The organism is Spirulina sp. CCNP1310 (assembly GCF_034932185.1).
Lineage (GTDB): Bacteria > Cyanobacteriota > Cyanobacteriia > Cyanobacteriales > Spirulinaceae > Spirulina.
In genome coordinates, this window is sequence record NZ_JAYGHW010000006.1 from 60,906 (window position 1) to 83,072 (window position 22,167).

General features: G+C 52.1%; 14 protein-coding genes. 1 reads left to right on the forward strand and 13 read right to left on the reverse strand.

Going from position 1 to position 22,167, the window contains the following annotated elements; genetic code table 11:
- Positions 1-31: 31 nt before the first annotated feature.
- From VB712_RS03090 to VB712_RS03150, 13 genes are all read right to left on the reverse strand, one after another.
- Positions 32-3,421: a PAS domain-containing protein gene (locus VB712_RS03090; RefSeq protein WP_323252020.1), complete on the reverse strand. Its 3,390-nt coding sequence runs from the start codon at positions 3,419-3,421 to the stop codon at positions 32-34.
- Between the two features lie 124 nt (positions 3,422-3,545).
- The gene (locus tag VB712_RS03095) at positions 3,546-4,781 is read right to left on the reverse strand and encodes a DUF389 domain-containing protein (protein ID WP_323252022.1); all 1,236 of its coding nucleotides are present in this window, start codon (positions 4,779-4,781) and stop codon (positions 3,546-3,548) included.
- Positions 4,782-4,842: 61 nt separating this feature from the next.
- The gene (locus VB712_RS03100; RefSeq protein ID WP_323252024.1) at positions 4,843-5,463 is read right to left on the reverse strand and encodes a zf-TFIIB domain-containing protein; all 621 of its coding nucleotides are present in this window, start codon (positions 5,461-5,463) and stop codon (positions 4,843-4,845) included.
- Between the two features lie 146 nt (positions 5,464-5,609).
- Positions 5,610-8,069 (reverse strand): GAF domain-containing hybrid sensor histidine kinase/response regulator, encoded by a 2,460-nt coding sequence (locus VB712_RS03105; RefSeq protein ID WP_323252026.1) that lies wholly within the window; start codon positions 8,067-8,069, stop codon positions 5,610-5,612.
- 454 nt (positions 8,070-8,523) lie between these two features.
- A complete protein-coding gene (locus VB712_RS03110; RefSeq protein WP_323252028.1) occupies positions 8,524-8,883 on the reverse strand; it encodes a response regulator transcription factor in 360 nt (119 codons plus the stop codon).
- A 253-nt stretch (positions 8,884-9,136) separates the two neighbouring features.
- Positions 9,137-10,738 carry a CocE/NonD family hydrolase gene (locus tag VB712_RS03115; protein WP_323252030.1) on the reverse strand — a complete coding sequence of 534 codons (1,602 nt, stop codon included), beginning with the start codon at positions 10,736-10,738 and terminating at the stop codon, positions 9,137-9,139.
- A 211-nt stretch (positions 10,739-10,949) separates the two neighbouring features.
- Positions 10,950-11,666 (reverse strand): SIMPL domain-containing protein, encoded by a 717-nt coding sequence (locus tag VB712_RS03120; RefSeq protein ID WP_323252032.1) that lies wholly within the window; start codon positions 11,664-11,666, stop codon positions 10,950-10,952.
- 107 nt (positions 11,667-11,773) lie between these two features.
- Positions 11,774-12,103, reverse strand: a complete 330-nt coding sequence (locus VB712_RS03125) for a hypothetical protein (protein ID WP_323252034.1) — start codon at positions 12,101-12,103, stop codon at positions 11,774-11,776.
- A 280-nt stretch (positions 12,104-12,383) separates the two neighbouring features.
- A complete protein-coding gene (locus VB712_RS03130; RefSeq protein WP_323252036.1) occupies positions 12,384-14,594 on the reverse strand; it encodes a transglycosylase domain-containing protein in 2,211 nt (736 codons plus the stop codon).
- 145 nt (positions 14,595-14,739) lie between these two features.
- Positions 14,740-15,438, reverse strand: a complete 699-nt coding sequence (locus VB712_RS03135) for a hypothetical protein (protein ID WP_323252038.1) — start codon at positions 15,436-15,438, stop codon at positions 14,740-14,742.
- Positions 15,439-15,440: 2 nt separating this feature from the next.
- On the reverse strand, positions 15,441-17,234 hold the full coding sequence (locus tag VB712_RS03140; protein WP_323252040.1) for a CHAT domain-containing tetratricopeptide repeat protein: 1,794 nt from the start codon (positions 17,232-17,234) through the stop codon (positions 15,441-15,443).
- A gap of 9 nt (positions 17,235-17,243) precedes the next feature.
- Positions 17,244-18,662 carry a DUF1822 family protein gene (locus VB712_RS03145; RefSeq protein WP_323252042.1) on the reverse strand — a complete coding sequence of 473 codons (1,419 nt, stop codon included), beginning with the start codon at positions 18,660-18,662 and terminating at the stop codon, positions 17,244-17,246.
- 82 nt (positions 18,663-18,744) lie between these two features.
- Positions 18,745-19,986, reverse strand: a complete 1,242-nt coding sequence (locus VB712_RS03150; protein ID WP_323252044.1) for a hypothetical protein — start codon at positions 19,984-19,986, stop codon at positions 18,745-18,747.
- A gap of 253 nt (positions 19,987-20,239) precedes the next feature.
- On the opposite strand from VB712_RS03150, the gene uvrC reads away from it, so the two are divergent.
- A complete protein-coding gene (gene uvrC / locus VB712_RS03155; RefSeq protein ID WP_323252046.1) occupies positions 20,240-22,123 on the forward strand; it encodes an excinuclease ABC subunit UvrC in 1,884 nt (627 codons plus the stop codon).
- Positions 22,124-22,167: the final 44 nt, after the last annotated feature.

A 22,167-nucleotide genomic window follows, 5' to 3' on the forward strand; every position in this document is an offset into this window, starting at 1 on the left:
TGATGGTGGGCGCGTTAAGCGCCCCTTTTTTTTAAGAGAGTGGGTGATGGAGGGGAAGTTTGAGGGTGAAGGTGCTGCCCATGCCGGGGGTGGAGGTGCAGTAGAGGCGGCCCCGATGGGTGTTGGTGATAATCTGGTAACTGGTGGAGAGGCCCATGCCGGTGCCGGTGCCGATGGGTTTGGTGGTGAAAAAGGGGTTAAAGATTTTCCCTTGAATATCCGGTGTGATGCCGATGCCGTTGTCTTGGATGGCGATCGCCACTTGCTCCCCATCGAGGCAGGTGGTGTGAATCTTGATCCGACCTTGGTCAGGTTCAGCAGAACCGGGAGCACTGCTATATTGACGATCATGAATGGCATCAATGGCGTTGGCCAGCAAATTCATAAACACTTGATTCAAGAGGCCGCCATAGCATTCCACTAAGGGGAGGGGCCCATAGTTTTTCTCGATGTAAATTTCCGGCATACCGCTGCGGCCATTGGTGCGGTTTTGCAAAATTACCAGGGTGCTATCGAGGTTTTCGTGAATATCAATCTCTTTTAAATCTGCTTCATCCAGGCGGGAGAACGTGCGTAGGGATTTAATAATATCGCGAATGCGAGCGGCTCCGGTTTGCATCGAGTCGAGGGTTTTGGGGAGATCACTGGCGATAAATTCCAGATCGACATCTTCCATTAATTCGATAATTTCCCCTGGCGGGTCGGGGTAATGGCTTTGGTAAAGATGGATAAGTTCAAGGAGATCATGGGCATAGTTGGCGGTATGGGTGAGGTTGCCATAGATGAAACTCACCGGGTTATTGATTTCATGGGCAATCCCCGCTACCAACTGCCCCAAGCTGGACATTTTTTCGGCTTGGATCAGTTGAATTTGGGTTTCTTGCAGTTCCCGATAGGCCTGCTCTAATTCCTCACTCTTGGATTGGGATTCTTGATAGAGTTGGGCTTGATAGATGGCGATCGCCACCTGATTACCAATACTGTGCAATAGCTCCATTTCATCGGGTTGCCAGGGGCGATCGCGCCCCACCCGCCCCATTTCAAACGCGCCAATCTTGCCCCCAGCGGTATGAATCGGCAACATGAAATAGAGATCAACCTTCACCTCCTGACAAAAAGCCTTTAAAAATTCATCGGTGGTATTTTCCACATCTAACTGATAGGTTTGGCCAGCAAAAATATGCTCAAATAAAAGGGGAAACTCACTCAGTTGATAGGCTCCCAACCAACTGGTCATTTCCGGTTGACGCTGTTCCATAATCACATTCCACTCTGGTGGCTCTCGATCCGCCTCATACCAACCAAAGGTGCAAATATCTACCCCCACTTCGGCAACAATTGCATTGACAGTATTTTGCACAATCGTTTCTAAATTCAGGGAGTTGCGCACCTCCGTACTAATTTCATTTAACAGTTGGCTCCGTTGCACCAAGGCTTTGAGGGCCGCTTCGGTTTCTAATCGGGCAGTAATATCCCGTGCGGCGGCATAAATTAAATCAGCATGGGGCGCAGAAGACCATTCAATATAACGATACTCGCCATTTTTAGCCTGATAGCGATTGACAAAGGAGGCAATATTATTTTGATCTCCTAAATGGGCGATCGCCGCCAACGTAGAATCCAGATCATCGGGATGAACAAAATTCAGAAAAGGCTGTCCCTCCAGTTCCGCTAAATCATAGCCCAACGTCCGCGACCAAGCCTGATTGAGGCGACGGAAATTCCCCTCTACATCCGCAATACAAAGCAACTCTAAACCCACATTAAAAAACTGCTCTAGTTCCAATTGAGCTTGTTTTCTCACACTAATATCACTAAATAAACCAATAAACCTGAGCGGGCGACCCTCCTCATCCCGCTCCAAAATTCTGCCCCGCGACAGCATCCACTGATAGGAACCATCGGCATGACGCAGCCGATGTTCACTTTCATACATCGGGGTTTCTCCTTGCAGATAGCGAGACATATCAGCATAGGCCTGTTCCCGATCCTCCGGATGGAGGCGACTATCCCAATCGGCGGTCGTATTGGTTAACTCCTCCGCCCGACAGCCCAAGAGCAGGAGCCACTCCCGGGAATAGATCACCGCATTGGTTTGCAAATGCCATTCCCAAACCCCATCCCCCACGCCTTCGAGGAGAAAATCTAAACGGGCTTTACTTTCTCGCAGGGCAATTTCTGCCTGCTTGCGATCATCAATATAACTCGCAAGCCCTAAACAAACGATCCCTTGATCCGGCCCCTCCTGCAATGGGGCTAAATTGGCACGATGCCAATAATATTGCCCATCAGCGTGTAAAACTCGGTACTCTAAACCCTGCACTCGTTCGCCCCGTAAAACGGCATTAAAGCTCTGGACACAAATGGATAAATCTTCAGGATGAACCACATCCGCAAAGGGACGTTGACTTAAATCTGTGAGTTCATAACCCATCACCGTTTTAAACGTGGGGCTAACATAGCTAAAATTGGCATTTTGATCAGCAATAAAGAGCATATCATTGATGTTTTCAATGATGTTGCGCAATTTATTTTCACTGGCTTGGAGGGCCAATTGATTGATTTTTTCGGTGGTAATATCGCGGATATAACCATACCAAGTTGTGCCGCCGTGCTTTTGCCGTTGGGGGGTGGCATAGCCTAATAACCACAGTTGTTGACCATCGGGATGATTGACGCGATATTCACAGCGCCAAGGGGTTAATTGGGCCGCAGAGGCCATAATCGACTCAGATACCCGGTCAAAATCATCGGGGTGAATGACACTAAAAACGTTTTGACAATCTTCCTGCACAGTCTCAGGGCTAATGCCGTAGATCTGCCGAATCCCTTCACTGGCATAGGGAAAGGACATGGAACCATCCGGTTCTAGGGAGAATTGATAGAGAGCGCCGGGGACATGGTGGGCGATTTGTTGGAGGCGATATTGACCGTCGGTGAGTTCGCTGTTGGGGTTGCGATCGTCGGGTTGATCCGTGGGGGGGGGTGTGATGTCCCGGAGGATGGAGAGGTGGAGATGGGGCAGAAAATGGGCGGTGGCGGTGTATTGGATCAGACGGCGATCGCCCTCCCCCCGCAATAGGGAAAATTCCCCCTCACTTTTCCCCGCAGCGAGGAACTGCCGCCATGTTTGCTCAAAGTCCAGTTCTAAACTGACAAAATCTTGGATAGACTGCCCAACAATTGCCGATGCGGGGAGGCCAAACAGTTCACAGGCGACGGGGTTAGCGGCAATGTATTCCCCCTGATCATTGGCGATTAAGAGGCCATCTAAGCTGGCATTAAATAGGGACTGAAATGCTGGATTATCCTCACCCTCACCGCCAAAAATACCGGCTGTCTCTGTGGCTGCTGTTGCCTTGAGGCCACTCCCTGGTTGATGAGATTGAAATCTAGGCGATATTTGCCGAGGGTAAGGCATGATCAACAAAATTTTGATGATCTAGACATTAACTCATTCCATGATCAATTGTGCCGGTATTGCATCAATCCTTAACATGATGGCCGCCATGAGTCTGTGCTCTGGCGATCGCTGGGAACCTTAATCACTCTGCCCTTTTGGAGTCGGGATTGGCATCTGCTTTGGGGGGGGCGGTGGGGGCGGATTCATCGGGGGCCTTTTCCGGGAAGAGATTCACCTCAGCCTCTGGTTCTAGTTCATCAAAAAAAGGTCTACCTTCTCTTGGCAAGACGGGATCCGAGAGGATAGGTTTACCGCGATCAATGGTTGAGGGGGCCACATTGGGGAGGGCTTCATTCACCCCGGCTTCGGTGACGGTGCGGCCCCGACTGACAAAGAGGACGATCTTGAGCGATCGCCCCACCTGCTCACTGACAAATTTCTGCATCTCCTGCACCTGCTTGGGGGTGATCTCTTCGACGAGATCACTGGCTACCTGGATATTGAGATAGACCACTGGGGGCCGGGCTGACCAATCAATGCGGGTATCTAAAAGGGTGACATCCCGCTGACCGATGGTGATCGTGTTGCGCACCAACAGGGCGCGGATATAGTCCTCCACCTGGACGCGACGGATTTGGGAGGCAAAATTCGTCCCGAGGGGAATGGCCAAAATCGCCACGGAAATCACTGCCCAAAGGACAGAATGGCTCATTTCCGTATAGCCCGCCAACATAAACACCACCATGCAGGCCAGGACAATGCCGATCAAGTTGGTGAGATAGAGCAGGAATGCCTGCTGGCTAAAGACCCAAAAGCTAGGGTTGGTGAAGGCCCGGGACATGGCCAAGCCCACGACGCAAATCGGCGGCATCAGGGCGACGGCGATCGCCGTCCCCGCTAACACATCACTAATGCCGGTGCGAATCTTGGCAAACCCACTGATCCCCCCAGCGGCGATCGCAATTCCTAAATCTACTAAACTCGGTTGCACGCGGGACTGGAACTCGGAACCAAAGGAGGGAATGGGGGTAATTAGCCCCAAGATCATCGAGAGGGTAATGGCGAGCATCGTGCCGCCGATAATTGAAAGGAGGGAGCGGCGGAGCAGTTCTAAATCGCCCTCCAAGGCCGCAAACGCCAACCCCCGCAACGGCAACATCAAGGGTGCAATAATCATCGCGCCAATAATCACCGCCGTACTATTGCCAATTAAGCCAAAGGTGGCAATGGCACAGGAACTAATGATCAACACCACATAGTTCAAACTCCAACGGGAATCAATACTTAATTCTTGATGGAGAATTTCCGTCGGTTTTTCCCGTATGGATGCGGGAAGATGGCGGAGTTTTTGAGCGTAAGGGGAAAAGCGCGATCGCATAGCTTCACCGGAGATAAAGATACCGTTATCCTAAGCGTCACCGGACAAGCCTGGCCGATCCCTAACGGGAATAGGTGCGTTGGGGCGATTCCGTTTCCATCTTAAACTCACGCATTTCTGAGCTTTGGGCGGCTTTCCGAATTAAATAAGCAAGGGCATAATCACCATGTTCATGATGATTCAATGTCACCGCCAGGGCAAAAATTTGCGCCGCTAAATCCGGCCCCAATTTTTCAATCATCCCCTGCCGTTCACTCTCCGCTGCGGCCTGTTCTCGAATTTGCATTTGCCATTCCCGTTCAAAAAACTGCTCTAAAGAACCGCTCACCCCTAACCGGGTTAACACCTCCCATTCACCGCGATCGCACCAATAGCCCTCACATTCCGTACAGCGTTCGAGATAAAAGGGGGTGAGATAGTCCACCTTGGTACGGGTTAAATAGCGGCGGCATTCTGGACAAAGGCCCGCTTTGCGATCGCTCTCTCCCGGTGCAAAGGTGGCGATGGTTTCCTGATTCAGCGTTGCTGTTGTCGCCGTTTGCGGCGGGGTTTTCCCCTGCCATTGGCGATAGGCCGTAGCTGACAGCCACTGACCTTCACATTCGCTACAGCGTTGAACCGTGAGATTTCCCCCCAGGGATGTTTCAAGGAGAGCAGTATTTCGACACTTTGGACAATCCACAACCAACTGGTCTTGAGTTTACATCCTCAATTCTAAAGGCTGATGTCCCTCTCATCACCTACCGAAAGAGAGGTCTTGAAAACTCGCTGCCCTCGCTCCGTTCATTCCCCAGAGGGAAGAGCCACCCCTGAGAGCGATGGGCAGCATCAATCCTCCTTGAGTAGGGATTGAGCAATGGTTAAAATTTGATCAAAATCGTAGGTTTCGACAATTTTCAATAAATCATGATGGACGGCTTCCCCCTCGGCGGGCAAAGCTTGGAGCAGACGACGAATTTCCTGTTCATTGCATTGTTCCGCCGCCTCCCGGAGGTCAGCGGGCCAATCCGGAGGCAGTTGCGATCGCCATCGGCCCAACATATCAATGGGGGATAAGGGGCGCGAATCACCATAGAGATAGTCCAGGGCGAGATGTTGACCAATGACATGGAGCAGCGTTTGACTCTGAAACGGTTTGCTTAAAAACCCATTACAACCCACGGCTAAGGCTGCTTGGCGATCGCGATCAAAGGCAAAGGCCGTCAGCGCAATAATCGGTGTCTCCCCATCTTGCTGGCGAATATGGGTTGCCACCTGTAAGCCATCAATCCCCGGCAGTTGAATATCCAAGAGAATGAGGTGAGGTTGCCAAGTTGACCAGAGGGGAATCACCGCGTTACCATCCCCACAACAGAGCACTTCAAAGCCAATGGATTCCAGCAAATAGGTTACTAAAAATTGACCATCGGGTTCATCATCAATGACCAAAATTCGGGGGCGTAGCTCTGGTTTTTTCAACCCAATGATGGTGCGGCTCGGCTGGCCATATAAAGGCAAAGGACAGGAAGCCGCTACCGTGAACGGCAAAGTTAGCGTAAAGCAAGATCCCGCGCCGGGGGTGCTGGTGACGGCAATATCTCCCCCCATTAATTGGGCAAATTGGCGGCTAATCGGCAGACCTAACCCCGTACTCTGCGGGGTTCGTTGGCCCGTGGTGGTTTGGGTAAAGGGTTCAAAAATGGCCTCAAGGGCAGTGGCGGGAATTCCATAGCCGGTGTCAGTAATTGTGAGTTTGAGATCATAAACAGGATCGGGGGCATGGGGAGGGCGATCGCCCCCAGGCACAGCAGGACAGATCGTTAATTCCACCCATCCTTGGGGCGTAAATTTCAACCCATTACCCAACAAGTTGATTAAAATCTGACGCAATTTTCGCTCATCCCCATGGAGGTGTTGGGGAACTGCCGGATCAATGCTCACCCGTAATTCAATGCCCTGCTCTTTCGCCCGTAAATGGAACAAAGATTCTAAACCTTGGATCAGTTGATAAAAATCAAAATCATGGTTATCTAACGTCACCCGCCCCGCTTCAATTTTGGAGAGTTCTAAAATATCATTAATCAGCGTCAGCAAATGTTCACCACTTTGATTGACAATCTCTAAATAGTGTTTTTGAGTGCGGCTTAAGGTGGGATCAGCATCGAGCAATTGGGTAAAGCCAAGAATGGAATTTAACGGGGTGCGCAGTTCATGGCTCATATTCGTAAGAAATTGACTTTTAGCAGCATTGGCCGCATCAGCTACTTCCTTAGCCTGTTGGAGATCTTTTACCTGTTGGCGGGTGCGATTCAGTACCTCAGCCTGGCGAATCACAGAACTTAATTGCGCACTCAGATGTAACAGCAACGTAATTTCTGACCGTTGCCAAAGGCGCGGGCCAGTATTTTGATAAACCCCCACCAAACCCCAAAGTACAGGGCCAACAAAGATCGGCACAATCACATAGGCTTTCGCCTGAACTGTAGCGAGAAATTCAGCATAACAATCGGTAAAATGGGCGGCACTGACATCATTAACACAGCGATAATCCTGACAACTTTGAAAGATTTCTCCTTGGGTTGCTTGTAAGTGGGTATCGACAATTTCTTCAGTTTTGCGAATGAAGGTCGTTAAACGACAATTTTCCCCTTGATGTAAGGGATTTTTCAGTAGGGGTTGACCACAGAGGGGTTGCCAAAGGGGGGCCACGGATTCGGCGACAATTTCCCCACTCCAATCAGGGTTAAAGCGATAGATCAGGGCGCGATCGCAGGGCAATTGTTCCCGCAAAACCTGGGTCATTGTGGCCCAAATCTGCTCAAGCTCCAAACTATGGCGCATACTCTCAAGGGTGTGATCGATCAACCGTTCCCGCTTCGCTGTCACCGTGAGGGCCCATTCTGCTTCTTTTTGGGCGGTGATATCCGTGACAAGGCCATGCCAAAGCAGGGTGCCATCGGCTTGTTGTTCCGGGCGGGCCTGGGCCTGTACCCAGCGCAGGGTATCCCCCGTTAAAACCCGCCAAACCGCCTGCCAAGGGGAGCGGGCTTGGGCAGCCGCCGCAAGGCTGGCCTGAGTTGTCGCGAGATCATCGGGGTGGGCTGTGGCAAAGAGGGCAAATCCCTGGCTCGCCATCAACACCTCCGGGGCAATTCCTAACAATTCAACACTGCCCGGACTCACATAGGGAAAGAAAATATCTCCGCTGGGAGTAAATTGTAATTGATAAAGCATGGCTGGCAAATGATAAGCCATCTCAAGCATCACTTGGGCTGCGTCTGGGGAAGACGGCGATCGTTCTTGGGGCATTGCAGCAGTATCGGTTGTCAGGAAGGGGATCAAAGGAGCTATCTCCCATATTAGTATGGGGTTACATCTCCTAGAGGGGGAAACCCCGCACTGATGGCTAATATGATGTTAGCTTATGGGAAAATATTGTCCATGACAAGCATAGCTCTAAGTGAGACAGAGCACAGGCCAGGGATTAAGCTCTGACTCGGAAATCTCTAACCGCAAGGGGGAGCAGACTTCAGTCCGCAGGATGTTGAGATTAACTCGCATTCCGCAGGTTAAAACCCATTATGCTAATGAACGGTGGGTCAGACACAATTCAATTCCCAACATCATCATTGATCCGGTTGACACACCCTACAATTGAATCGTAGGGTGTGTCAAAGCGATTAATCCATGACGCAAAAAAGTAGCGTCACGGAGTAACACACCATTTATTGAGCAACCTACGGAATGTCGGATTAATGGCATCCTAAGCTAAACGGCGTAGGGTTTGTTTCAGTAAATTGATGTCTACAGGTTTTGCTAAATAATCATCAGCCCCTAACATGGTTCCCCAGGTTTTATCCACCTCTGTTCCCTTCGTGGAGCAAATCACCACCGGAATTTTTTTCGTTGCGGGATTGCCCTTCAGTTCCCGACAAAATTCAAACCCACTTTGTCCGGGTAAAATGACATCGAGAAAAATAATATTGGGGGGGTCTGGGTTTAATTTACCCTTGGCTTCTTCCACACTAGAGGTGCTAATCACATTAAAGCCTGCTTCTTTGAGCGATCGCGTCATATATTCACGATCCGTCAGGCTATCCTCTACAACTAGGGCAATTTTCATGGGTTCAAGTTCACAATAAAAGCGGAGGTTCAGGGGTTAGAGATTCTAACACAGTTGGCATCGACAATTCCCCGAATGAATCATACCCAGTGCATCGTTAACAGTGAATCAGACTGAAAAAATTAGCTATTGCACTGGTCTGCCACACTTAATCTATCATACGCAATCAAGCTTAGGGTTCTCAAGGTCTTGAATTTTAATGAAGCAAGAGACTGCTTAACCATCAGCCCTTGCTTAATGTTAAGCAATTTGCTCAACGCTCCACCGTACTGAGGGGCAAAAAGAGTTGGGAAGGTTGATTTTGCCCCGAGCCGAGGGTCAGGGTGATCACCGCTGCTTCACTGATGGGGGTGAGGGGGGCGAGGGTATTGGCTCCACCATTGACGGGATAGGCGGGGAAATTGGCGGCGCTAATACTGAGGCGTAGGCAATGGCCGGGGGGCAATTGGATACAGGTGGCTTGGAGGGGGATGCGGATCGGCTGTGTGGTGGTGGTGTGGCGGCGGTAGCCTTGGCAGATGTTGTACACCTGGCCATCGGGATGGACATCCGCCAAGATGGCACAGAGATCATAACTGGGGGTGCTGGCGGTGCAGTGGAGTTCAACGATCGCCTCCCCAGCGATCGCCAAGGGTTCCCCTAAGGGCGGTGTGGTGTAGGTGAGGATGTCGGTACGGCTATCGAGGGGAGCGCGGGCCATGGCCCCACTGGGGTGGCTGGCGTGGCCGCCATGGCTGGGAACGGGCCGCCAGGGGTCATGGATCAGCGTATCCTGTTGATCGGCAATGCCTTCAGCGGTGAAGGGGATCAACCGGCCGCCATCGGTGCGGACGCTGGCTAGGCCATTGCTGGCCAAATACCAAGATTGATAATTGGCTTGGGGAAAATCCCCAAAGGAGCGCCATTGGTTGGTTCCCATTTCAAACAGCCACACGGGATCATCGATCATTAACCCGGTATCTTTGCCCTTCAGCCAATGGTCAAACCAGCGAATTTGCAAAGTATCCACGGGGCTGAGGGCGGCGGGGCCATAGTCGAGATCGCCCCCTGGGGATCCCCAAGGGAGATGGCCCCAAGGGCCGACGAGGAGCAGTTGGGGGGCATCGGTTTGCGATCGCATTTGCCGATAGAGGCGGAGATTGCCCCGCAAATAGGGGTCATACCAGCCGCCAATATGGAGCATGGGGAGGGCAACCTCCGTTAATTCAGGTTGGCGCTGTTGCCAATAGTCATCGGGATGGGGATGTTGAAGCCAATCGAAATAGAAGGGGGCGTATTTATGGAGACTTTCCATAAAGTGATGGGGGGGGCTGTAAAAGGGGAGATGGCGTGAGGCGGTGTAGAGGCTCTCGAAGGCGGGGCGATCGCCCTGAAGCCGGGCGGTTTCGGTGGCCAATTGCACCGCCCAACCGAGATTAGCCTGGAGGCAAAAGGCCCCATTTTCATAGATCCAATCCCGGTAGAGGTCATAGCCCACCATGGCGGGGGCGATCGCCTTCAGGGCCGGCGGCCGGTGTTGGGCCGCATACAGTTGGGTCATCCCCTGATAGGAAAACCCATACATCCCCACTGCGCCGCTACTCCCCGGCAGGGCGGCGCACCAAGCCACCGCATCCTCCCCATCGGCTTGTTCCTGGCAAAAAGGATCAAACGTCCCTTCCGAACTCCCCCGGCCCCGCACATCTTGAATGACGACGATATAACCCTGAGCCGCATACCACTGGGGAGGAGCGTAGACCACCGTTGAAGCAATGGCCCGACCGTAGGGTTGCCGCATTAATAAAACGGGATAATCCCCCTCATCTTCTGGGCGATAGATATCCGCATCGAGGCGCAGGCCATCACGGGTCTGCATGGATCGAGTTTCACAACAAATTTTCACGGTCAACGGCTTCTCCTTCCCCGGTTTTGATCCATGGCCCATCATAACCTCCTGATCCCCCCGCGCATTGACCCAGCCCACAGAGATCACCGCGCTCCTGCTGATGGCATTCAGGCTGCCCACACCGTAGGGGCGAAAAATTTTTCGCCCCTACCCCTGGTAAGATCCGCCACTCAATGCCCGATTAATAGCGGATTTCCAGCGTGACCGAGGCCCGGACGGTTTGATCTCCCCCCACGATCGCATCAGCGGCTTCAAAGGCGATCGTATTCGCCTGAATGCGGGGACTAAAATCCACACCACTATCGTTAATCTGAATCCTGGTGATCTCCTGTTCCCGCAATCCAAGGGCGGTCAAGACGATCGCCGCTTCGGCCCGAGCATTGGCCGTCGCTTGGCGCAGAGCCTCCGCCCTGGCGGTTGTCATTGCGGCATCGGTGGCGAGGAACTCCACCCCATCAATACGGGTGACACCTGTTCCCACCGCCCGATCAATCACATCGCCAGCGGATTCCGTGGCGATGCGAAAGGCGACACTATTGGAGCCGATATAACCCACCAAGCGAGGTTCCCGTTGATCATCGCGGGATTCGTAGCGGGGTTGGAGGCTGAGGCCGGTGGTTTGGAGGCGTTCCACACCTTGCGATCGCAATAATGCAATCACCTGAGCGGTTTGGCGGGCCACCTCCCGCTGCACCACCGCCGCATCTTCGCCGCGCACTTCTACAGCGAGGCGCACCCGCGTGATCGTCGTCGGGATCGTTTCGATGCCCGTGCCGGTGACGGTGAGGAGGCGCGATCGCTGTTCTTGGGCCCAGGCCGGGAGGGCGAAGGGGGCAATGAGCAGGGAGCAGGCGAGGGCGAAGGGAGCCAAGCGTTGGGGGAAAAAAGGCGTTAACATCGGCGTTTAGGGTAAGAGGAACCGCAAGGCGCGTTTGTCCTTGCCCTTCCCGTTATAGGGGATTCTCCCGCCAGTTTTAGCGCTGATACCATTTTGGCAACGAATGATTAAGCAGGCCGCAACAGCGGGAGCAGCCGGGCCAGAGGATCAAAACCCGGTTTCTTTCCCCAATTACCACCCTGCGGCTGAAACTGGGCATCATTGAGAATCACAACATTTTCCCCCGATTGGGCTAATACAAACAAGCCCTGACGGTAGGCATAATCGGCCACTTCGTCCGTGACCACCATCGCCGCCACCGCCCCCAAGGCTTGGGTATCTCGATAACGGGGCATGAATTGTTTAAATTTGGCCAACCGCTCTAAATGCTGATCGACATCTCTTTGGGTGAGTTGATCTTGAGCTTTAATTAAAACGGCTTGCGTATCATTAACCAAAAATAAGTCGATTTCTAACCATCCATCAGCCCGTTTAACCGAAACCTCATTGTGAAGTTCATAAACAGTAATTCCCCACTGTTTAAAAAGGCGTATCGCTGCTGGTCGCACTTTCCATTTTAGAAAATCCCATAAGGGATTTCCCAACTTGTCCAATGCGCGGCTTACGTCTTGGATTAATTGCTCGGTTTCTGGGGCTTGTTCAATCATCGGGAATCTGCTGAGTCAGATCGTGAAAAGTTGTAGGTGATGTAGGGGCGAAAAATCGAATTTTTTGCCCCTAAGGGGTGATTTGGCGCATATAGTCGCGCCAGAGTTGGGCGGCATCGCCGCTGCTGCCTCGGGTGGGGCTGTTGTTGTCGTTGCCGAGCCAAATGCCGGTGGTGAGGTTTGCCCCTGGGACGGAGCCGATAAACCAGAGATCAACAAGGCGATCCGTTGTGCCGGTTTTGCCCCCTTCCCCTAAGCCCAAGGCCGCTCGGCTCCCCGTTCCGCCCTGCACGACGGCCCGGAACATCCGCTGGAGGGTTTGGGCGACCTCAGGACTGACGGCTTGGCGCTGGGCGCTGCGGTCTTGGCTGGCATCGTAGATGACGCGGCAGGTTTGGAGATCCTCAGGATCGAGACAGTCGCCACTATCTAGCACCCGTTTAATCGTGTGGGGGCGATGCCATTGGCCATCATTGGCGATCGCCCCATAGGCTCCGGTCATTTCCAACACATTGGTTTCACTCTCCCCCAACACTAAACCGGGGGAAGGCCGCAGGGGCGATCGCACCCCCAAATTTCGCGCCATGGCGATCATGTTCTCCATCCCCGCATCCTGAGCCACCCGGATCGCTACGGCATTCTCCGATTGCGCCATGCCCCGATCCATATTGATCGCCCCACTGCTGCGCTCACAACCCCGATAGCGTTGCCCCTCCCAAGTGACGGGACTGCAATCGTAGGTTTTGCTGGCGGGGATGCCTTGGGCGAGGGCGGCGGCGTAGGCGAAGAGCTTAAACGTGGAACCCGGTTGCCGTTGGGCAGAGGTGGCGCGGTTAAATTGGCTTTGCTTGTAATCCACACCCCCCACCAGGGCCACCACTTCCCCCGTGCGATAATCGAGGGTGACAATCGCCCCCTGCTCAAACCCCAAACCCCGCTCTACCAAAGCCTTAAGCGCTTTTTCCGCTGCCGCCTGTTTCTCCACATCGAGGCCCGTTTCAACAATAAAATTGCCTTCTCGGGCCAGGCTCTCCCCCAGGCGTTGATGGAGTTCGGTGAAAATGTGGCTGTAGAAATAGGGGGCGATCGTGCTGCTGAGGATTTCTGTGGCGGTGGGGCTGATTTCAATGCGCGATCGCCGGGCCTGATTGGCTTCTGCCTGGGAAATCATCCCCAATTGAGCCATGCGCTCAATGACGCGATCGCGCAACTGCACCGCTGTATCATAGTCCTGCACAGGGTTATAACTATTGGGGGCTGGCAGGATTGCCACCAAGGTTGCTGCTTCAACTAAGCTGACATCGGCGGCGGATTTATCAAAATAAAACTGGGCGGCATCCTCAAAGCCATAGCTCCCCACGCCTAAATAGACGCGGTTGAGGTAGTTGCGCAGTAATTCATCTTTGCTGTAGAACGTTTCCAGTTTTAAGGCCACAATGGCCTCGCGAATTTTCCGCCCTGCCGTATTGGAGCGGCCCACATAATCGGGGTAAAGGCTGCGGGCTAATTGTTGGGTGACGGTGCTGGCCCCTTGGGCAATGCCCCGCCGTTGGAAGTTCACCACCACCGCCCGCAAAATCCCCAAAGGATCAACCCCCAAATGCCAATGAAAACGGCTATCTTCGGAGGCGATCACTGCTTGGGGGAGGTAGGGGGAGAAGTCTCGCAGGCGTTTTAATTCTTGGTGCGATCGCGTGGGTAGTTGTCGCAGGGGGGTTTCCCCATCGCGGGCATAGACCATCACGGGCCCCTCTACGCCGGAGGGGAGGGGATAAATGGGGATTTTCAGCCATTCAATGCCAATGGCGATGACGACCAAGCCGACGATCCCCCCCATACCACCGAGGCCATATTGTAAGCCCCGCACCCATTTCGGCGGCGGGTTATGGTAGCGCAACTGTACCCCTTCGGCGAGTTCCGGCGGCCCCAATGTCAACACATCCCCATGGCGGAGCATCAGGGTTTTGAGGCGACGACGACCCAAATAAATGCCGTTGGTGGATTTTTCATCTTTGATGATGAATTGGCGGGGTTGGGCGGGGTCGCGGCTGAGGGAGAGGTGAACTTGGCTGACGACGGGGTTCCGGACGACGATATCCGTTTGGCTGGAACTGCGCCCTAGGAGGTAGCGATCGCCGACGAGGGGATGGGTTTGGGCTTGGTCAGTGTCGGCGGTTTGTACCCAAAGTTCTGGCACACGCGCCCCCGGTTTGAGGGCCGGGGGGGCATTGAACCGTTGGACAAATTGGGTGACAAATTGGGTGATCGGGTTGGCAGGCATAGCGGATTCAATTCCCTAGGATCAGGGTTTTTCTATTCCTATTATGCCAGTCCGGTTTGCAGAAGGAGTGAGGAGGGAGGAGTGAGACGGGGGCAGAAAATCTGAATTTCCCTTTATTTCCCTCTCCCCTCTTTTCTGCTCCGCGTTAGATTGAGGGGTTTGGGTTGCTGTTTTGCTCTTGGTAAAATTTGACTTTATTCGTCAAGTCAATTTGACGATACAAATCCACCAGTTCATCATAAATCACTTTTGTTCCCCCCAATTCCTCAAGATGGGTTTCTAGGACAGCAATGGCATCATTGAATAGGAAATGTTGTTCATAGATTGCGGCAATGGCTAAGGCTTCTTCTTGGGGCGTTAAATCGCGGCTGAGGGTGGCTATGGCTCCTTGAATGTCCTGCTCTTGTTCTGTGTTTAACCAGATGAAGGATGCCCGATCTTGATGCTCTCCATCATGGGTACTGACGATGACGGAATATTCTTCTCCCCGTACTAAGTTTTCACCGTTATAGGTCACAAAGGGATCAGTGGTTTCGGTCTGCCACTGAAGATTTGGCCCTTGAATTTTGACAAGATAGCGGGTTGCTCCTTCGACTTGATACCACCGAATCAGGGGGCGATCGCTCAAAATATAGCTATTACGCGGGCTAATAATATGGGGCGTATTGGGATCTAAATCACCACGGGGACAATCCCCATTTTCATCACATTCTGGGGGTCTTGTCTCTGGAGATTGGGCAAATACTGGAAACGAATTTGTCCAGGAAACACCCTGAAACAGCAAGAGGGAAGCCCCCAAAAAGCCCCCGAACATCTTTACCCCTGAATAATGCAGTGAAACCATAACTACTCCTGTAATTGATCAAGATAATCTTCTGCAAATTTAGACCACTCTAATTCTTCAATGCGGTCTTTATAGGTATGAGCGACACAAACTTGAAAATGTTCCCCAATTTCTGACTTTAAATTTTCTGGATTTTCTTTCAACTTAACTCGCCCTAATAAACAATGGGCTGCTCCCATTTGAGGACGATATACTAGAGACTTTTCAAGTGCAATTCGTGCTTTTTGGAAATGCTCCTGTTCATAATAAATCCAACCATAGTTCTTATAAATTGAATACTTCACAGTATTTGATAGATTCTTGATTTGCTGACAGCCATGTAGTAAAGATTCAGCTTCTGATAGTTGATCTGCATGAATGAGCCGAACAGCTTTCCCAGTACAAGCCGCAGCATCGCCTAACGCTACAGCAATATCAAGGTGATGATCTCGCTTAGGATAATCTTTGATTTTTTCATAGAATCGGGATAAATTATTGTGGACTGAGCCATTACGATTATTTAACCTCAGTGCAATATCTAAATTCTGCTTGGCACAAATCAAATCGCTCTGATTGATACAATTCGACGCTTGTTTGTTAAAGTAGGCGGCAAGATTGGGTTTAATCATCGAAAAACTCAAAACCAAAGCCCCTAGCATGACGCTAACGATCCTGACGGGAAAACGTTTGATCTCAGCTTTGATCGGTGAAGGCTTGGGGGGAGCGTGGAGATCGGCCCAGGTGAGATCGGCGGCTTCCGGTTGTTGACAGAGTACCGGCAACCAACTAGCACAAGGGTAATCCTGCTCTAAATGGTGGAGCCGCTCCTGGGCTTCCCGTACCGCTAAAGTTAAGGGTTTTGGGTCTGTGGGATCAGCAAAAGCCGTCAGGAAATAATCGAGGAAATATTGCGCCGCTGCATCGGGAATCCGCTCCCGCATCACAATAATCGCCGGTAAATTGAGATCCGCTAAATCTTGGGCCAACTTCAACCCATCACAGGAATTAAAAATGGCTAACTTTAAACCCTTTTCAATCGCTTTACTCAAGGCAAATTTAAGATCGGCAATGGTTACACTCTCAAATTCATTGAGAAAAAATTCCCCCTGCGGCCCCGTGCTAGAACTGTGGCCCGCAAAAAACAAAATATTCGGGCTTTGCTCCCAAAGTTTTTCCCCCAAAACCTTGCGAGATATTGCAACCAGTGGCGGTAAAATTTCCGCATCCGGCGGTAACTTATCCTGCAATAACCACAGATCCGCCTGAATATTAATCCCCGTACTATCCCCCAACACCGCCAACACCCTCACGCGAGATTGAGAAGAAGCATAGGGTAGGGAATGCGATCGCCTCGGTAAACTCAAACTCACCCCCCCATAGGGATAGCGCTGAAAAAGATTACAGAGATGCCAAGGCAACCATTGCAAAACCGGGTTTTGGGTATGGATCACAAACCGCACCCGATCTGTCCTATTGAGATGATCGAGCAACTCCTCCCGAATCGGTTGAAACTCTGGGGAATGATCCAACCAATCATTTAACCCTTGGGTGAAATCCACCGCTGCATCCCGAATCGAAATGTGCGTCACTTCATCAAGGGCTTCTAAACCTCGAAAACCGCGATAGGCCAAATGGCATTGTTGCCGATAACTGTCCCGTAAACTTTCATAAATGTGTAACAAGACCGGATCGGGGGGCAATGCACCATCGATTTCCGTGAGCGTTTCGCTGGCGGTATAAATCCGTAAATGCAGAGCAAACCCTACTGCTAAATTGCCCCCTTGCCCAAACCGTAAAACCACCTGCTTCATTGTCATCTTTACCCCCTAAACTTGGAAGGTTTCCCGGACTTGATGATCGCCAAAAACGACAACAACCGTAAAGCGATCGCCCCCATTGGCCCGCAATGCTAATTGTAAGGCCTGATCCTGACCCCGCGATCGCACTTCCTGAAATATCACCCCCTCCCCATCTTCAATGATTAACTGAATATCTGGGGGTAACGTGGCGCGATCGCCAATGGGGTTTAAGCGCATTTGAATATTGGTTTTCTCCCCCTCCGGCAACAGCGTCAACACCAACACCACCGGGGATTCCCCCACCTGCAAGCCCAAATCCAACACCTTGCCCCGACGAATCCCCGCCGCCGGATGGCTGGGGTCAATTTTCCCCAAACTCACCGCCGCCTGCCGTCGCAAATCCGCATCGGTTGTACTAGCTTGAAACGCCACCAGAGCGGCGATCGCCTCCCCATCCCCCTGGCCAATTTGCCCCAACAGATAAATGGCTGATAATTGCGTCTCCTTATCCACCGCCGAGCGTAACACCTCCACCACCCCCGGCACCGCATCGGGAAACCAAGACCCCGTTTGCAGACGATAATCTCCCCCAAAGCGATAGGCCAGGGACATTTCCGAACTGTGGAAATTCTGGGCAATCTCCTCTAAACTTTGCCAACCTTGGTTAATCGCCTGCTCAATTTCCCCCTGCCGTTGCTTCAGCCAACGACCCAAGGACAAAATTCGCGGCCCGAAACTGGCTTGCTCCATTCGTTCCCGGTAGAGTTGCGATCGCCAAGCCGCCACCGAAAACAAGCTCCCCCACTGCTCAAAGGGCAACCCTAAACGCGGCTCCGTAACCGGGACACAATCCTGTAATAATTGCGCCTGCACCGCAGGCAAAAACTGCGGCACCGCCGAAACCCGGCTCCAACGGCGGCCAAACAGCCGCTGACCCAGGAACAGTAAATACAAATCGGGAATGAAAGCTTGGCGATCTAAGCAATAACACCGCTCTTCATTACGATGACCCTCCCGCACCATCCCATGGGTGGCATAGCCCACCACCGCCAACCAACTCTCCGCCGGATCCGGCTCTAAATGCAACTCCACCGCCAAATAGTAATCCGCCACAAAGGCCGGTAAATCCACCCATTCCTGGGGAATCAACCAAGTATCGAGATCCTCCGTTTCCGTCGCAAACAGCGCTAAACGCACCTCCCCCCACTGCAACGCGGCCCCCCCCACGCCTTCCCAGAAAGCAGGCTGCTCTGAAGGCGGCAACCAAGGCGTAATTGCTTCCGGGCGATGGGTCTGCAACCACGACATTAACGTTTCTAAGGCGATCTGGTGGTGGTAGGCTTGCCAGGCTGCCAATGGCGTGGACTGGCGCTCCATCAGGGTTTCCGCCGAGGCGATCGCACCCGGGGCAATATCCAAAATCAAAGGCTGGGGCTGGGCAGGCATGGGGGATTGCATTGACAACATCTGGATTGATCTCCTTAATATCACATTTGTTTTGATCACACCGAGGGAAAAAGGGCTGAACTTAGGCGCGTAATTCTACTTCCCAAGCTTGAAAAACCTGCCCCATTTTTTTGATCATCGCTGGCGTTAAAGCTTCCAACTCAAAAATAATTTTCAGTTGGGACTGAAACCAAGCTTGTAACTGGTTGATCAACCACAGATCCAGAGTAGATACAACCATCGGATCAAAGTTTTGTTTCAGTACAAACTCATAAATCCAGTCCTGATAGTATTGTCTTAGGAGCGGATCTAAACTTTTATGCTGTTTTTGAGCCATATTTTGAAAATTGGCATTTTTTTCCGGCGGCTGTTCCCCCCAGCTTTCCCCAAATTGGTCTTGAATTTCCTGAGCAAACAGCGTTAAACAGGCTAAAAATAGTTCAATTTTAAAGGTTTGCAGTTTGCGGGAGAGGCTAGTTTGGAACAGGGGCTGATGATTGTACTGGAGAATTTGCACGGTTCCCGATTGACCAATATTTAAACCATAACCGATCAACATCATGTCCCAGAGGGTGAGGGTGGTGGGTGGGATGGGGACTTTGGGCTGGGCGTTGCGATCCTGCGCCAACTGCTGTAGCCGTTGCTCCACCATTTGATACACTTGGTTTTGCTGCACCTTTTGTTGTCGGTGGGCCTCCTCCCGCTCAAACTCTTGTTCTAGCTCAGGGCGCGATCGCTCTCGTTGGTTTTCCGTATTCGGCTCTTCGAGGGAATAAATCATTGGGGGCGTTTGCCAATGGCTGGGCCCCAGTTTGCGATGGAAGACATCGCGGCTGCGGTGGTATAAAAGTTGATTCACATATTTGCGATAGCTGCACCGGGGATCAAAGTGTTTAAAACTTTTCCTCGCCTTCGCCAGATCCGTCAATGGCTCACAGACAACATCGAAAATTTCCGACCAACTAAACAGATGGCGGGGCAGTTTACGACTCATAAACCACTTGCGGCTAAGGTAATAACAATCTTCTTGGTAAAAGCACCAAAGGTGATGGAGGGCAAGCTGTTGCTCGGTTCCATTCAGGGATTCACCCGTCACGCCATCCACAAAATAAGTCACCCATTCCACCACATCCCAATCCGGCTGGGTGGCCCTCAGGGTGCGGTAATGCTCAACCCAGCGTTTTTCCGACTGCCAACGGCTGATATAGTCATATCGCCCGGCGGTTGTGCTGTTGGGGCTAAACTCCAGGAAACTCGAAAACTGCTGCTCTGGGTGCTTCCCCCGTTTGGGGGGCGACCAAGGCAATTCATAATCACGGTTCATCACCCGTTCAACTCCTCTGCTTGCATCATCTCTGTTCTGATGACCCCAGATCGGGCCTATCTCCTTATCTAGGGAGGATCCAATATTTTTATGCAGATAAAACCGGAGGATGGGGAAAATCACCGTTCCGCCAGCCGCGCTCTGCCTCGGCATTAGCCCCCGACTCAAGGAGTAGCCAGCGAGGGGAACTTCAGGCCTATGCTACCCTAGATCTTTAGGTATTTCCCCCGGTTTTTCCCTTGAGATTCCCCCGATGCCGAGCCGCGCTAGCGTCCCTATTGCCCCGATCTTCCATGATCCCGATCGCCTCGCCCAGCGCTTAAAGGAAATTCCCCCAGAGCCGGGGGTGTATTTAATGCGCGATCGCACCGATGGGATTTTGTATATTGGCAAGTCGAAAAAATTGCGATCGCGGGTGCGTTCCTATTTTCGTGATGGGCAGCGGTTGAGCGATCGCATTGCGATGATGGTGCGCCAAGTGGTGGAGATTGAATTTATTGTCACTGATAGCGAGGCGGAGGCCTTAGCCTTAGAAGCTAACCTGATTAAAACCCATCAACCCTACTTTAACGTCCTCCTCAAAGATGATAAAAAATACCCCTATGTTTGCATTACCTGGTCTGAAGCCTATCCCCGCATTTTCCTCACCCGTAAACGCCGCGCCACCCAAGCCGCTGACCGCTATTATGGCCCCTATGTGGACGTGCGATCGCTCCGGGAAACCTTAAGGTTAATTCAGGAGATTTTTCCCCTCCGCCAACGCCGTCGCCCCCTCTTTAAAGACCGCCCCTGTTTAAATTATGATATTGGCCGTTGTCCAGGGGTTTGCCAATCCTTAATTACCCCAGAAGATTATCATGCCATTGTGCAAAAAGTGGCAATGATTTTTCAGGGTAGGAGTGGGGAATTAATTGATCAATTGACCCAACAAATGAACACAGCGGCGGCGGATTTAGCCTTTGAGCAGGCGGCGCGGTTGCGGGATCAAATCCGGGCTTTGCAATCCCTCCATGGGGAGCAAAAAATGAGCCTCCCTGATGATACGGTGTCACGGGATGCGATCGCCCTCGCCGCCCAAGGGGAAGATTACGCTGTGCAATTGTTCCAAATGCGGGCGGGAAAATTGGTAGGGCGATTAGGATTTTTTGCCCAAGGGGATGCACCGGGGGCGGTGTTACAGCGGGTATTAGAGGAGCATTATCGGGGCGTGGATGGGGTGGAAATTCCTCAGGAAATTCTGGTGCAGTATGAGTTACCTCAGGGGGAAATGTTGACGGATTGGCTCACGGGCCGACGGGGGCGCAAAGTCCAAATTTTCACCCCCCAACGGCAACAAAAGGCGGAATTAATCGAGTTGGTGGAGCGCAATGCCCAGTATGAGTTAGAGCGGGCCCAACGGTTGAGCGATCGCAACCATACCGCCCTTGAAGATTTAGCCCTGTTGTTGGATTTGCCGGAGCCGCCCCAACGCATCGAAGGTTATGATATTTCCCACATTCAGGGGTCGAATGCCGTCGCTTCTCAAGTGGTGTTTATTGCTGGAATGCCTGCTAAACAGCATTATCGCCATTACAAAATCCAAAACCCAGCGGTACACAATGGCCGCTCCGATGATTTTGCCAGTTTAGCGGAAGTGATGGGCCGGCGATTTCGTCGTTATGGCGATCGCACCTTACCCCGACAGGGAGACCCGGATTTTCCCGATTTGGTCTTAATTGATGGGGGCAAAGGACAATTATCGGCAGTGGTGAAGGTGTTGCAACAGTTGGATTTGTTGGAAGATTTACGGGTGATCAGTTTAGCGAAACGACGGGAGGAGGTGTTTTTGCCCGGTGCAACAGAACCCCTAGCCACAGAACCGGAGCAGCCAGGGGTCCAATTATTGCGGCGGGTGCGGGATGAATCCCATCGATTTGCCCTCGGTTTCCACCGTCAACAACGGTTAAAAGCCAGCAGGCGATCGCAACTAGATCAAATTCCCGGTTTAGGCTTTCACCGCCAAAAGTTATTGTTAGCCCATTTCCGTTCCGTAGACTATATCCGCGCCGCCTCTGTGGCCCAACTTGAAGCTGTCCCCGGCATTGGCCCCCATATTGCCCAAACCATTTATGACTATTTCCATCCGCCTACAGCATAATATAGGGGCGCAAATTTTTTGTGCCGTAGGCTTACGCCAACGCC

What these genes read in the sequence shown, in the direction of transcription:
- VB712_RS03090 (WP_323252020.1), bottom strand. Translation starts at nt 3,421, where the DNA reads ATGCCTTACCCTCGGCAAATATCGCCTAGATTTCAATCTCATCAACCA.
- VB712_RS03095 (WP_323252022.1), bottom strand. Translation starts at nt 4,781, where the DNA reads ATGCGATCGCGCTTTTCCCCTTACGCTCAAAAACTCCGCCATCTTCCC.
- VB712_RS03105 (WP_323252026.1), bottom strand. Translation starts at nt 8,069, where the DNA reads ATGCCCCAAGAACGATCGCCGTCTTCCCCAGACGCAGCCCAAGTGATG.
- VB712_RS03110 (WP_323252028.1), bottom strand. Translation starts at nt 8,883, where the DNA reads ATGAAAATTGCCCTAGTTGTAGAGGATAGCCTGACGGATCGTGAATAT.
- VB712_RS03115 (WP_323252030.1), bottom strand. Translation starts at nt 10,738, where the DNA reads ATGCAGACCCGTGATGGCCTGCGCCTCGATGCGGATATCTATCGCCCA.
- VB712_RS03120 (WP_323252032.1), bottom strand. Translation starts at nt 11,666, where the DNA reads ATGTTAACGCCTTTTTTCCCCCAACGCTTGGCTCCCTTCGCCCTCGCC.
- VB712_RS03130 (WP_323252036.1), bottom strand. Translation starts at nt 14,594, where the DNA reads ATGCCTGCCAACCCGATCACCCAATTTGTCACCCAATTTGTCCAACGG.
- VB712_RS03135 (WP_323252038.1), bottom strand. Translation starts at nt 15,438, where the DNA reads ATGGTTTCACTGCATTATTCAGGGGTAAAGATGTTCGGGGGCTTTTTG.
- VB712_RS03140 (WP_323252040.1), bottom strand. Translation starts at nt 17,234, where the DNA reads ATGACAATGAAGCAGGTGGTTTTACGGTTTGGGCAAGGGGGCAATTTA.
- VB712_RS03145 (WP_323252042.1), bottom strand. Translation starts at nt 18,662, where the DNA reads ATGCCTGCCCAGCCCCAGCCTTTGATTTTGGATATTGCCCCGGGTGCG.
- VB712_RS03150 (WP_323252044.1), bottom strand. Translation starts at nt 19,986, where the DNA reads ATGAACCGTGATTATGAATTGCCTTGGTCGCCCCCCAAACGGGGGAAG.
- uvrC (WP_323252046.1), top strand. Translation starts at nt 20,240, where the DNA reads ATGCCGAGCCGCGCTAGCGTCCCTATTGCCCCGATCTTCCATGATCCC.